Origin of the sequence: Qipengyuania soli (genome assembly GCF_015529805.1) — a bacterium.
GTDB classification, from domain to species: domain Bacteria; phylum Pseudomonadota; class Alphaproteobacteria; order Sphingomonadales; family Sphingomonadaceae; genus Qipengyuania; species Qipengyuania soli.
On the sequence record NZ_CP064654.1, the window covers coordinates 2897090 to 2910044 of the forward strand.

Sequence of the window (12955 nt, forward strand, 5' to 3'; positions counted from 1 at the left end):
TCGATCGGTTTCCGGGAGGCCCGGCGCACGTTTTGCACGCCATGGAGCCAATGCAGGGCGCGCCTAGCATCTGCCGCGCGCCCCCGCAATGCACCACGAGAGAGGGATGGCAACCGCCGCAGCCAGCCTTTCGTTCATCTCAGGAACATTGCCGGTTTGAAATTCTTACCTATCTGAGGCACACAGGACAAAGCGCGTCCGCCTGCGGTTCGCGCGTCGGAGAAAGCAGTCACCGTGATTACCGAGATCGTCATCCTTGCCATGATCGCCGCCTTCCTTGGGCTGCGGCTCTATTCGGTGCTTGGTCGCCGTTCGGAGCATGAGGAAGAAGTGATCCCGCACCGCTTCGAACGCGGCGAAGCCCCGCCTTCCGTGACCAACGAGGTGGAAGCCCCACGCCCGGTGCGCCAGCCGGTCACCCTGCGTGCGGGCGATGACCGCGCCCCCGCAAACGAGGCTGGCATTCGAGCCATCGCGGCCGCCGACAACCGTTTCGACCTCCTCGCCTTCATCGAAGGTGCACGCGGCGCTTACGGCATGATCCTCGAGGCGTTCTGGCGCGGCGACAAGGAAACGCTACGCGAACTGACCGATGACGACGTTTATGCCAGCTTCGCTGCGGCCATCGATGCGCGCGCGGCCGCGGGCGAAACGCTAGACAACCGCCTGATCCGCATCGAGGATGCGACGATCCGCAGCGCCGAACTCGACGGACGAATTGCCCGCATCGCGGTGTTGTTCGTGGCTGATATCGCTGCCGTGACCCGCGACAAAGACGGTAATGTCATCGCTGGCTCTCTCGACGATGCGATTGTCAGCCGCGATGTCTGGACCTTCTCGCGCAATACCGGCGCGGCTTCGCCCGACTGGGTGCTCGACGAAACCGACGAAGGCTGACCGGCTCGGCCGGCGGGAGGACGCATGCGTAGCTGGGTCGCCTTGGCAGCGCTTGTCGCTCTGGCCGGATGCGTGCGTGTCGTACCCGAAGCCAAGCCTCCTCAGGCAGGAATGCCGGCGCCCGCCCAAACGCCCGGACCCGTAATTCTTGCGCCAACACCTGCAGTAACCAGTGCGGCACTGGCCGGAATTGCCCGCGGTCCCGACATCGGCGGTCTTGGCTTCGCAACCGACGATGCAGCGGGCGCCCTGCGGTCGTTCCGCGAGTCTTGCCCGAAGCTGCTTGCGAGGACCGACGCCAGCGGGCTTACCCAGCGGGAGGATTGGCGACCTGCCTGCGAGGCAGCGACCAACTGGCCGACGGGTGATGCGCGGCGCTTCTTCTCCAGCTATTTCGAAAGCGTCATAGTCGGAGATGGCAAGGCCTTCGCCACCGGCTATTTCGAACCCGAGATTCGCGGCAGCCGGGTACCGGCGCCGGGTTACGACGTACCGGTCTACAAGATGCCGCCAGAACTCGTTCGCGGCTGGCCCGACGATATTCCCGAAAGCGAGCGTACCGGCCGACCACCGCTCGGTCGCGTGGATGCCAGCGGGAAGTTCGTGCCCTACTATGAACGGGCGGAGATCGAGGACGGCGCGCTCGCCAATCGCGGGCTGGAGATCGCTTGGGCTGCCGACGCGGTCGAGTTCTTCTTCCTCCAGATCCAGGGATCGGGCCTGCTTCGCCTGCCAGACGATACGCTGATGCGTATCGGCTATGCGGGGCAGAACGGGCGGGAGTATGTGGGCATCGGATCGGTCATGCGCGAGCGGGGCCTGCTCGGCGAAGGTCCGGGCAAATACCCGGGTTCGATGCAGGGCATCATACAGTACATTCACGATAACCCCGAGGAAGGCCGCGAACTGATGCGGCTCAACAAGAGCTGGGTTTTCTTCCGCGAACTGACAACAGACGGCCCCCTTGGCGCACTGGAAGTGCCCGTGCGCGGGTCATCGTCGGTGGCGGTAGACCCGAACTTCGTGCCGCTCGGCGCGCCGGTATTCCTCGACCTCGACCGCAACGAAGCGGACGGGCTGTGGGTGGCGCAGGACACTGGCGGCGCAATCAAGGGTGCAAACCGCTTCGACACATTCTGGGGCAACGGGCCAGATGCCCGGCAGACTGCGGGCGGTATGAGCGGCCGGGGCGAGGCACTGATCCTCGTTCCCAAGGGTACGGCAGCGCGCCTGCAGCAGCGATGACCGCCCCTCGCGGCCTCAGTGCCGAGGAAGTGGCGGCATGGGACCGACTGGCGGCGACCGTCACGCCCCTGCATCCCCGCCCGGTCCGCAAGCTGGCCCAGCCGATCAAGACGAAAGGCGGTGCCGAACCCGAAACCATGGACAAGGCCATGCATCGGGTTACACCCGTCCTGAAAACCAAGCCGCGTGTACCGGTGCCCGCCGACACGAGCAGGGTGGCGCGCAGGCTGCCGGACCCCGGCCTGGACTCGCACTGGGATCGCAAGCTCAAGGCAGGGTCCATCCAGCCCGACTTCACCCTCGACCTACACGGTCATAATCTCGACCGCGCCTATGACCGCCTGATGAGCGGTATTGCCCAGGCGCGGGCCATGGGTGCGCGGACGATCCTGCTGGTCACGGGCAAGTCGCGTCCGGTTGCGGCAGCCGACCGTGCGGACCAGCGCGGCGCAATCCGTGCCAAGGTGCTCGACTGGCTTGCTGCATCAGGCCACCACTCGGCCATCGCCGCTGTCCGCCGGGCGCACCAGCGCCATGGCGGCGAAGGCGCAATCTACATCGTGCTCAGGCGCGAGGGCTGACCAGGCGCCGCAGCGCTAGCAGCAGGGCACCGAAGAGCATGAAGGCAGCAGCGAGACCAATCAGGTTGACCAGCACTTGCGCCATGCCGAACTTCGGCACGTCGAGGAAGAAATACGGATAGAAGCCCGAGATCGCGCCATAGGTGAGGGCGAAACCCGTGTAGACGAGCGGGGCGATGGTCACGATTGGTATGGAACGCCAACCGGCATCAACCGGTCTCGTGAATTCCGCCCACCAGATGATCGTGGCCAGAGGCACTATCGTGTGGTGCACCTGGTTGGTGTAGCGATCCCAACCTATCGGGTGGTGATCCGCGGCCAAGAGCGTCCAGTAGACGACGGCGACGATGGCCAGCGCGGTCGCCAAGGCGAATGGAATGCCGGCATGGATACGGCCCCGTGCCGCGACCCATCCGAGCAGGACGCCAGCCGCAAGGTTCGCCCACAAGGTAAAAAACCTCAACAACAGCGCGAAGGCGACCAGGGGACTTCCGTCGCGTTCAAGGTTTAGATTGCACTGTACCACGATGGCGGCGAGTGCGGCCAGCGAGATAGCTCCTGCGACAACGCGGCCAGATCGGGAAATGTCGATGATCATCGTCGCCCCCTAGCGCCCGCGCGCCTCCAGTCCAGCACGAAAAAGGCCCCCGGCAAGACTACCGGGGGCCTCCATCCACGACCCGGGGGCTTGTCGCCTTATCGGTGGTATTTCGCGTAGCTCAGATCGAAACGGTCCGCGTTCATGACCTTGTTCCAGGCCTTGACGAAGTCCCGCTTGAACTTCTCTTCGCCATCCTTCTGCGCGTAGATTTCGGCCACGGCACGCAGTTCCGAATTCGATCCGAAGACAAGGTCCGCGCGGGTTGCCCGCCAGGTCTCGCCACCGCTCTTGCGGTCGGTTGCGACGTATTCCTCTTCGGTATCGTCGGTAGCCTTCCACACATTGGTCATGCCAAGCAGGTTGACGAAGAAGTCGTTCGTCAGTTGGCCCGAACGCTTGGTGAAATGGCCGTGACCACGGTCACCATGGTTTGCACCAAGGACGCGCAGGCCGCCGATCAGCACCGTCATTTCGGGCACCGACAGGCCAAGCAGCGATGCGCGATCGAGCATCATTTCCTCGGTCTTCACGGCGAGCTTCTTCTTGCCGACGTAGTTGCGGAAGGCGTCGGCTTCCGGTTCCAGCCAGTCGAAGCTCTCGACATCGGTCTGGTCCTGCGTGGCGTCACCGCGACCGCCGGTGAAGGGCACATTGCCCGCGCCAGCCTTCTCCAGCGCCACGACCCCGCCAAGGACGATGGCATCGGCGAGGCTCATCGAACCGCGCAGGCCGTTCAAGGTGTCGATCACCTTGGCGAGCATGGCCGGCTCGTTGACGTCCCAGTCCTTCTGCGGGGCTAGGGCCACGCGGGCACCGTTCGCGCCGCCGCGATGGTCGGACTTGCGATAGGTCGAGGCCGATGCCCAGGCGGTCTTGACCAGCTGGCTGACAGTGAGGCCGCTGTCGGCGATCTTCTGCTTCACTGCGGCAACGTCAGCATCCGAAGGCTTGGTCCCGGCGGGAACCGGATCCTGCCAGATCAGGTCCTCTGCGGGGACTTCGGGCCCGAGGTAACGGGCCTTGGGGCCCATGTCGCGGTGGGTCAGCTTGAACCAAGCGCGCGCGAAGGCATCCTTGAAGGCCTCATGATCATGGCGGAAGCGCTCCGAGATCTTGCGGTACTCGGGGTCGCGCTTCAGCTGCATGTCGGCGGTGGTCATCATGGTCGGGACCTTGATGCTGGGGTCCCAGGCCGCCGGGGCCATGTCCTCTTCCTTCTGGTTGATCGGCTGCCACTGGTTTGCGCCCGCGGGCGACTGGACGAGCTCGTAGTCGTAGTCGAGCAGCAGTCGGAAGTAGTTCTCGCTCCACTTGTCGGGTGTGTTCGTCCAGGCACCTTCGATACCACTCGTAACGGTGTGTTCGCCGATCCCGCCGCTCTCGTGGGTCGACACCCACCCGAAGCCCTGGGCTGCAAGATCGCCGCCCGCAGGAGCAGCACCGAGCAGCGAGGCATCGCCATTGCCGTGGGCCTTGCCGAAGGTGTGGCCGCCCGCAGTAAGGGCAACCACTTCTTCGTCGTTCATGGCCATGCGGCGGAAGGTTTCGCGCATGTCACGGGCCATGCCGGCATCGTCATGCGGATTGCCCTGCGGACCTTCCGGGTTGACGTAGATGAGGCCCATCTGGATCGCAGCCAGCGGCCCTTCGATGTCATTCATTTCCTTGGTCGGATCGATACGCGTCTGGACGCCCTGGTTGACCCACTTGTCTTCAGAGCCCCAGTAGATGTCGCGCTCGGGCTCGAACACGTCGGCGCGGCCGCCGCCGAAACCGAAGCTCGGGCCGCCCATGCTCTCGATGGCGACATTGCCGGCGAGGATGAAGAGATCGGCCCAGCTGATGTTGTTGCCGTATTTCGCCTTGATCGGCCACAGCAGACGGCGGGCCTTGTCGAGGTTGCCGTTATCCGGCCAGCTGTCGAGCGGGGCGAAGCGCTGCTGCCCGCTGTTGGCGCCGCCGCGGCCGTCGGCGGTGCGATAGGTCCCTGCTGCGTGCCAGGCCATGCGGATGAAGAATGGGCCATAGTGGCCGTAGTCGGCCGGCCACCACGGCTGGCTGTCGGTCATCAGCGCGGTGAGGTCCGCCTTCAGTGCATTGTAGTCGAGCGCATTGAACGCCTCGGCGTAGTCGAAATCCTCGCCCAGCGGATTGCTCGCGCCATTGGGGGTCAGGATGTCGATCGCCAGCATGTCGGGCCACCAATCCTTGTTGGTGCGGCCGAGGAGGGCGCGAAGTCCGCCCTCACCATGCATGGGGCAGCCGCTCATTTCACCGGTCTTGGCGTCCATCGTTGTCTCTCCACTCTTTAAGACTCGAAAAAGGGTTCAGGAGAGGGTGATGCGCTTTTGGCTTTGATGCGTCCAATCGATTAATCGGTTTTGATTGATTGGATTGAGCGATGATGCGGCGACGCGTGGCCCAGATGCGAAAAGCGCCGCCATCCATTTGGAATGACGACGCTTTCGTGACTGATCTGGATCAATTTCAGGCGGCTTGCGCGATGTCCGCTGCCGGTTCGGTGCGGATGAGATAATCGAAGGCGGAAAGTCCCGCCTTTGAGCCTTCGCCCATGGCGACGACGATCTGCTTGTAGGGCACATCGGTGACATCGCCCGCGCCGAAGATACCCGCCAGATTGGTGCGGCCTTCCTCGTCGGTGACGATCTCTCCATGCGGCGACAGCTCAAGCCCACTGCCCTGCAGCCACTCCGTGTTGGGGACGAGGCCGATCTGCACGAACACGCCTTCGAGCGCGATGCGGCGTTCGGTTCCGGACTGGCGGTCCTTGACCACGAGACCGTCGACCTTGCCGTCCTTGCCGGTGATTTCGGTGGTCTGGCCACTGGTGACGATCTCGACATTGGGCAGGCTGCGCAGCTTCGCTTGCAGCACCTCATCGGCGCGCAGCTTCACGTCGTATTCGATCAGCGTGACGTGACCGACGATCTTGGCAAGGTCGATCGCCGCCTCGACACCCGAATTGCCGCCACCGATCACCGCGATACGCTTGCCCTTGAACAGCGGTCCGTCGCAGTGCGGGCAATAGGCGACGCCCTTGTTGCGATACTCGGCTTCGCCCGGCACGCCGAGGTTGCGCCACCGCGCGCCGGTGGCGAGGATCAGGCTGCGTGCCTGGAGGCTCGCACCATTGCCAAGTTCTACCGTGTGGAGACCGCCCTTTTCCGTGGCTGGGACGAGCTTTACCGCCTTAGCAAGGTCCATCAGGTCGATGTCGTAATCGCTAACATGCCGCTTGATTTCACCCGCCAGCTTGGGGCCTTCGGTGTAGGGCGTGCCCGGCAGGTTCTCGATGCCCAGTGTGTCGTGCAGCTGGCCTCCGAAGCGTTCGGCCGCGATTCCGGTCCTGAAACCCTTGCGCGCGGTATAGATGGCGGTCGCAGCGCCCGCGGGCCCGCCACCGACCACGAGGACTTCGAACGGATCCTTGTCGGCCAGCTTCGCTGCCGCGCGCGCTTCCGCGCCAGTATCGAGACGGCTGAGTATTTCGGCGAGCTCCATCTTGCCGTTCCAGAACGGCTCGCCGTTGAGGAAGGTCGCGGGCACGGCCATGATGTCGCGCGCGTCGACCTCGTCCTTGTAGGTGCCGCCTTCGATCAGGGTCGCGGTGATGCGCGGGTTTTCCAGCGCCATCAGGGTCAACGCCTGCACCACGTCGGGGCAGTTGTGACACGAGAGCGAGAAATACATCTCGAAATTGAAGTCGCCTTCAAGCCCGCGGACCTGTTCGATTAGGTCGGCGTCGACCTTGGGCGGATGCCCGCCTGCCCAAAGCAGGGCGAGCACCAGCGAGGTGAACTCATGGCCCATCGGCAGACCGGCAAAGCGCACCCACTTTTCCGCATCGCTCGCGCGGCGGATCACGAAGCTGGGCTTGCGGGCATCGGTGCCGTCGAAGCTGGCACTGACGAAATCGTGCAGCGCGGCGATCTCTTCGAGCAGTTCGCGCGTTTGCGCGCTCTTGGCATCGTCGCCCAGCGAGGCGACGAGTTCGACCGGCTCGCGCAGGTTCGCAAGATAGGTCTTGAGCTGCTGGGTCATGGTGGCGTCGAGCATGGACGGACTCCGGGTGTGTGGCGGATTGCGGATGACGATGCGGGGAAGGGAAAAGGCCCGGGGCGAGGGGGGGAGGTACGGCCCCGGGCCTTCCAGCGACCCGAGACTGTTATCTCGGGCTCTTGTCCGGCGATTCTAGATCGCCGAAGGTGAACTCAGCCTGTCAGGCTCAGATCTTGCCAACCAGGTCGAGCGATGGGGCAAGGGTCTCTTCGCCTTCTTCCCATGCGGCCGGGCAAACCTGGCCGGGGTTGGCGCGCACGTACTGCGCAGCCTTGATTTTGCGGGCCAGTTCGTTGGCATTGCGGCCGACGCCTTCGCAGGTCTGCTCCATGATCTGGATCACACCGTCAGGGTCGACGACGAAGGTTGCGCGGTCGGCCAGGCCGACACCTTCACGCAGGACGTCGAAGTTCGTCGCAAGGACGTGGTTCTGGTCGCCGAGGAAGGGAAACTGCAGCTTGCCGATCTTGTCCGACGTGTCGTGCCAGGCCTTGTGGCTGAAGTGCGTGTCGGTCGACACAGCATAGACCTCGACGTCCATCTTCTGAAGCATGGCATACTGCTCGCCGAGGTTTTCAAGCTCGGTCGGGCAGACGAAGGTGAAGTCGGCCGGGTAGAAGAAGAACACGGCCCACTTGCCGCGCACGTCCTCGTCGGTGACCTGGAAGAAGTCCTTGCCGGCCTGGAAGGCGGTGGCGCTGAACGGTTTGATCTGCGATCCGATGATACCCATTGCTTTGATTCTCCGTGAGTTCGGGTGAAACTGTCGGAGCCCAGATAGGGTGTGTTGCGGCGCACAAAAGCTATTTTGTGCGATTGCGAACATCGGAATTTTCAATCAGTCGCTTGGAACTTTCGGAAAGCTGGAAATCGGCTTCCTGTATTCGCGATCAATCTCTGAACGCCGTTTCGCTGAGGCGCGTTATCGGCGTGAACAGATAGGAGAGGACCGACCTCTTTTCGCCCAGCAAATTGACATTGGCGACCATGCCCGGCCCGATGCTGAGAGGCTTGCCGGAATTGTCGACCAGGCGATCCTCGGTCTGGATTTCGACCGTGTAGAAGGATTCGCCTAACATCTCGTCCATCACCGCATCGGGAGAGATCGAGGTGACCAGTCCGTCGAGCGTCCCGTAGATGGCGCGGTTGTAGGCAGTGATCTCGATCTTCGCATCCTGATTGAGGCGGACGTTGGCGATGTCCTGCGGTTTGATGCGTGCCTCTATATAGAGGACGTCGTTCGAAGGGACGATCTCGGCAACCGGTGACCCGGCAGTGACTGTCCCTCCAATGGTCGTGACGAGGACGCGGTTGATCTTGCCGGCCACGGGCGAGCGGATGACCGTTCGATCGACGCGGTCCGACAGGGCGGGCAACTGCATCTGCTTCGAACTCAGTTCCGCCTGCGCCATCGACAACTCGCCTGCGGTACGGCTGAGCCAGTCGCTGCGCGTCTGGGCGACCTGCGCCTGCGCCTCCGCGACGCCGGATCGGGCACGAGCAAGTGCGGCTTCGGCCGAATCGACTTCCTTGCGCGCTACCAGTGCCTGGTTTTCCGCCTTGATCAGGTCGACTTGCGGTATGACCTGCGTCGCCACCAGCGGGCGGATCATTTCGAGTTCCTTGGTCGATGCGTCGAGCGTCGACCGCCGCGCCTCAAGCAGAGACTGCGCTTCGATGACCATACGCTGCGCCTGAGCGACACGGGCGCTGGCCGCCGACATGGCGCTTTGCAGCTCGGCCATCCGGGCCCTGTGGAGCGAGCTTTCGATCTCGACCTGTCCCGAGGGTGCAGCGCCGTATTCGGGACTCGATCCGCGCACTTCGGCATTGAGGCGGGCGATCTTCGCCTGGAGCGCGCTGACCTCCGCCGTCGAACTGCCAAAGGCAGCGCCGGTTTGTGTCGGGGACAGCCGCACGATGATGTCGCCCTTGCGGACCGTCTGTCCCGGCTTGACGAGTATCTCCTCGATCACTCCGCCTTCGAGATTGGAGACGACCTGCAGTTTCGAACTCGGCACCACCTGGCCAAGGCCGCGCACGCTGCGGTCGATCTTGGTGAGCGCTGCCCAGGCAATCGCCGCCACCGCGAGCGCCAGCACGGTCCAGAGCACGATATTCGCGGACTTGCGCGCCACGATTTCCTGTTCGTCGACGTCGGCGTTCGCGCCGCTGATGAGGTCAAGCAACTCGGCCATCGTTCGTCTTCATTGCGGAGCGGATATCGGCCACCCTGCTGCGGATGGCATTGGGTGTGCCGTCCATCACCACCTTGCCATTGGCCAGCATGATGATCCTGTCGACCATGTTCAGCAGCGACGGGCGGTGGGTAATGATGATCAGCGTCCGGTCGGCGAATTCCTCGCGCAGGTTTTCCATCATCCCGCGTTCGGTATCGGCATCGACCGAGGATGTCGGCTCGTCGAGAATGATGATCGGCGGGCGGCCGACCAGCGCTCGCGCCAGTGCGATCGACTGCTTCTGCCCACCCGAGAGCCCTTCTCCGCGGTCGGCAAGCTCTAGATCGTAGCCCTGTGGCATGCGGCTGATGAACTCGTGTGCACGGCTGATCTTGGCGGCGCGGATCATCTCTTCGTCATCCACGTCCTCGCGGCCGAGAAGGATATTGTCGCGCAGCGTGCCGGTGAGCAGCACATTGTCCTGGAACAGCGCCCCCACGCGCGAGCGGACCGCGGCCGGGGTAAGCTGGCGAATGTCCACGCCATCGACCAGAACGAGACCGCTGGAAGGCGGATAGAGGCCCAGCATGAGGCGCGCGACGGTAGATTTGCCCGACCCGATCGAGCCGATCAGCGCGACATGCTCGCCCGAAGCAATCTGGAAATTCACGTTCGACAGCGCCAGCTCGGGAGCTTCGGGATAGCGGAAGTCGACGTTGCGGAACTCGATCGTGCCAGAAATGCGCGCGACGCCCAGTCCCTTGCCTTCCGGACCCTCAACCGGCTGGCTCATGAAGGAATCGATCTGCTGGTAGGCCGTGCGCGCCGCGTTGAGGCGGGTAAGGAGGTGGGCGATCGTGCCCAGCGGCGCCACCACGCGACCCGACAGGATCGAGCAGGCGATGAGCCCGCCCACCGTCAGGCTCTGGTCGGCAATGGCGAAGACGCCGAAAATGACCACCCCGGTATAGGCCATGGTCTGCGCGGTTCCGGCGATGGTAATTGAGATGGTGGAGGTGACCCGCTGGCGCAGCGATACGGTCGAATGCCGGCCCACGGCATCGTCCCACCGGCGCGAAAGGATATTGCCGGCGTTGGCCGATTTCACGGTCTCGAGACTGCCGACCGTCTCGACCAGCACGGACTGCTTGCCCATGGCCTCGCCCAGCGTCTCGGCCGAAAGCCGGCGCATCATGGGCTGGGTGGCAAGTGCGCTGAGCACCACCAGCGGGATCATGACCAGCGGGACCATGACCAGCCAACCCCCGATGAGGGCGATCACCGTGAGGGTAATCAAGATAAAGGGCAGGTCGACGATCGAGGTCATCGTGGCCGAGGCGAAGAAGTCACGGAGCGTCTCGATCTCGCGCACCAGGCTGGCGAGGCCGCCCGTCGAATGCTTGCGCGTGTCCATCCGCATGTGGAGGATCTGGTCGAAAATCTGCTTGCCGATGTCCCGGTCGATGCGCGCGCCCGCGACATCGACGAAGTAGGCGCGCAGCATCTTGAGCACGAAATCGAACACCAGGATGATGACGAGGCCGATCGTCAGGCCGATCAGTGAATCGGTCGCATTGTTCGGGACCACGCGGTCATAGACCGTCATCGTGAAAAGCGCGGTGATCAGGGCGAACAGGTTGATCAGCGTCGCCGCCAGCGCAACCTTTACATAGATAGGCCGATTGGCCCGCAGCGGCGCTGCGAGCCATTCAGAAAACCGGCCCTTAGGCAATTCGATGGAATCGAATGCCAAGTTCTACCCCCTCTTGCCCCGTCTCAATTCCAAGCGTTTCGCCTCCCCCTCGAAATCTTCGCCCTGACGGTCATCAGGCCACCTGCATGGTCTGCGTCAGCACCGACAGGTCTTCCGGCGGAAGCATGTGCGATGCGTCGGCATAGTGCCCGGCGGCGGTCGGATCGTTGTGCATGAGCTGGCTTGCCAACGAGCTTGCAGTGGCGACCAGCGGTGAAAGCGGTTCGGATGCAGTCGTCTCGCCGCTTTCGTTGAATGCAGCCAGTGCGATGTGCGCATCGGAACCGAAGGCGTACCAGTCGCCGCGCTGGCCGTTCTTGCTCGCATTGGCGATGCCGTTGAAATCCGGATCGTACTGCAGGATGAACTGGATCGCCGCTTCGTAGGCATCCGAGATCGTCGGATCGAGCGTCGGATCCCCTTCGCCGTCGTCGCACACCGCATTGTGGTTGAGCGTGTTGAGGAACGTAGCTGCGACGTCGCGTTCCAGGATGCTGAGGTAGTCGTTGCCGCCACCCTTGGGACCGCCCGAAACCCAGCTTGCCAGTTCCGACACCGTGAGGAAGATGTCGCCGGCCTGTTCGATGCCGTCTCCATTCGCATCCCACAGGGCGAAGTGGTCGTTGTCACTGGTGTTGGGATCGGAGTCGTTGGGCAGCAGGTCGACCCCGTAGAGGTCGAGCAGGTCTTCGTGCGACCAGCCCTCGGCATCGAAGTCCTTGTTGCTTCCGTCGCCTGCCTTGTCGGGTCCGTTGGAGTCGCCTTGGTTGTCGAGGATTCCGTCGAAGAACGAGCGGCCCAGCAGCGACTGCCAGAAGCCCGGCGTGCGGTTGACGTTGCAATCGTCGGGATCGTTGCCGAAATTGCCAACCTCGGCAACCCCAAGGCTACCGGTCACATCGGCTCCGCTTTCGATGACGAATGTATATCCGCCATAGGTCTGGTTGAAGCCCTCTTGCTGGACTTCATAGACGTACAGCGTCTGGCCACTGTAGTTGCCCAGAACGTCGCCGATGATCCCCGTGCCGCCTTCGGTCGAAGTGAAGGGGTTGAGGCCGGTGAATTCGTATTGGCCATTGGCATCGGTGATGTCGACCAGCAGGTATCCATTGGTGGGATCTTGGTCGGTATCGACGATGATCGTCCATCCTTCGAGGACGGCGCCGGTACCTTCGTCCCATACCCCGTTGCCATTGTCGTCGGACCACTTGAACCCGGACAGATCGAAGTCTTCGAAGTTGGCGAAGTCGAGGTTGGTCTGGTCGGCGCCCGAGGTGCCGGTGATGACATAGCCGGCCTGGCCGAGCGTCTGGGTGTAGCCTGCGGGAGTGATCTCGTAGACGGTGGCGCCGGCGACGGTCCAGTCGAGGTTGGCGAAGGACCAGCTGCCATCGGCGGCGGTGGTGGTCGAATAGCCGTCGTTGTCCTCGCCGTCGCCGTTGACGTCGATGAAGATGGTGACCCCGCCGAGGCCGGTGTCGTCCTCCGACAGGCCGTCGCCGGTGATGTCGGTGTACTTGGTGCCGGAGATGTCGAACAGCTCGAAGTTGGCGAAGTCGAGGTTGGTCTGGTCGGCGCCCGAGGTGCCGGTGATGACATAGCCGGCCTGGCCGAGCGT

Annotated in this window: 10 protein-coding genes; 3 read left to right on the forward strand and 7 right to left on the reverse strand. The window is 63.4% G+C overall.

Annotated elements, in window-relative coordinates; all coding sequences use genetic code 11:
- Positions 1 to 234: 234 nt before the first annotated feature.
- Genes IRL76_RS14450 through IRL76_RS14460 form a run of 3 tightly spaced genes read left to right on the forward strand, consistent with a single transcriptional unit; the run spans position 235 to position 2723 of the window.
- Positions 235 to 897: a Tim44/TimA family putative adaptor protein gene (locus IRL76_RS14450; RefSeq protein ID WP_200982008.1), complete on the forward strand. Its 663-nt coding sequence runs from the start codon at positions 235 to 237 to the stop codon at positions 895 to 897.
- 24 nt (positions 898 to 921) lie between these two features.
- A complete protein-coding gene (gene mltA / locus IRL76_RS14455; RefSeq protein ID WP_200982009.1) occupies positions 922 to 2142 on the forward strand; it encodes a murein transglycosylase A in 1221 nt (406 codons plus the stop codon).
- Entirely contained in the window at positions 2139 to 2723 is a 585-nt protein-coding gene (locus IRL76_RS14460; RefSeq protein ID WP_200982010.1) for a Smr/MutS family protein, read from the forward strand. Before mltA ends, IRL76_RS14460 begins: the two co-directional genes overlap by 4 nt.
- On the opposite strand, the gene IRL76_RS14465 is transcribed toward IRL76_RS14460, so the two are convergent.
- From IRL76_RS14465 to IRL76_RS14495, 7 genes are all read right to left on the reverse strand, one after another.
- Complete coding sequence (locus IRL76_RS14465; RefSeq protein WP_200982011.1) at positions 2707 to 3321, reverse strand: Pr6Pr family membrane protein; 615 nt, start codon at positions 3319 to 3321, stop codon at positions 2707 to 2709. The genes IRL76_RS14460 and IRL76_RS14465 overlap by 17 nt on opposite strands.
- 98 nt (positions 3322 to 3419) lie before the next feature.
- Positions 3420 to 5615, reverse strand: coding sequence for a catalase/peroxidase HPI (gene katG, locus IRL76_RS14470; RefSeq protein WP_200982012.1), 2196 nt, complete (start codon positions 5613 to 5615; stop codon positions 3420 to 3422).
- Between the two features lie 196 nt (positions 5616 to 5811).
- Positions 5812 to 7401, reverse strand: coding sequence for an alkyl hydroperoxide reductase subunit F (ahpF, locus tag IRL76_RS14475; protein ID WP_200982013.1), 1590 nt, complete (start codon positions 7399 to 7401; stop codon positions 5812 to 5814).
- Positions 7402 to 7570: 169 nt separating this feature from the next.
- A complete protein-coding gene (gene ahpC, locus IRL76_RS14480) occupies positions 7571 to 8137 on the reverse strand; it encodes an alkyl hydroperoxide reductase subunit C (protein WP_200982014.1) in 567 nt (188 codons plus the stop codon).
- A gap of 157 nt (positions 8138 to 8294) precedes the next feature.
- Positions 8295 to 9602 (reverse strand): HlyD family type I secretion periplasmic adaptor subunit, encoded by a 1308-nt coding sequence (locus tag IRL76_RS14485; RefSeq protein ID WP_200982015.1) that lies wholly within the window; start codon positions 9600 to 9602, stop codon positions 8295 to 8297.
- Positions 9586 to 11337 carry a type I secretion system permease/ATPase gene (locus tag IRL76_RS14490; protein WP_200982016.1) on the reverse strand — a complete coding sequence of 584 codons (1752 nt, stop codon included), beginning with the start codon at positions 11335 to 11337 and terminating at the stop codon, positions 9586 to 9588. The genes IRL76_RS14485 and IRL76_RS14490 overlap by 17 nt, the downstream gene beginning before the upstream one ends.
- Positions 11338 to 11410: 73 nt before the next feature.
- The coding region (locus tag IRL76_RS14495; protein WP_200982017.1) for a hypothetical protein at positions 11411 to 12955 on the reverse strand (1545 nt) is incomplete at its 5' end.

Bases quoted from the DNA above. Each gene is read 5' to 3' on its own strand.
- mltA (WP_200982009.1), top strand. From the start codon at position 922: ATGCGTAGCTGGGTCGCCTTGGCAGCGCTTGTCGCTCTGGCCGGATGC.
- IRL76_RS14460 (WP_200982010.1), top strand. From the start codon at position 2,139: ATGACCGCCCCTCGCGGCCTCAGTGCCGAGGAAGTGGCGGCATGGGAC.
- IRL76_RS14465 (WP_200982011.1), bottom strand. From the start codon at position 3,321: ATGATCATCGACATTTCCCGATCTGGCCGCGTTGTCGCAGGAGCTATC.
- katG (WP_200982012.1), bottom strand. From the start codon at position 5,615: ATGGACGCCAAGACCGGTGAAATGAGCGGCTGCCCCATGCATGGTGAG.
- ahpF (WP_200982013.1), bottom strand. From the start codon at position 7,401: ATGCTCGACGCCACCATGACCCAGCAGCTCAAGACCTATCTTGCGAAC.
- ahpC (WP_200982014.1), bottom strand. From the start codon at position 8,137: ATGGGTATCATCGGATCGCAGATCAAACCGTTCAGCGCCACCGCCTTC.
- IRL76_RS14485 (WP_200982015.1), bottom strand. From the start codon at position 9,602: ATGGCCGAGTTGCTTGACCTCATCAGCGGCGCGAACGCCGACGTCGAC.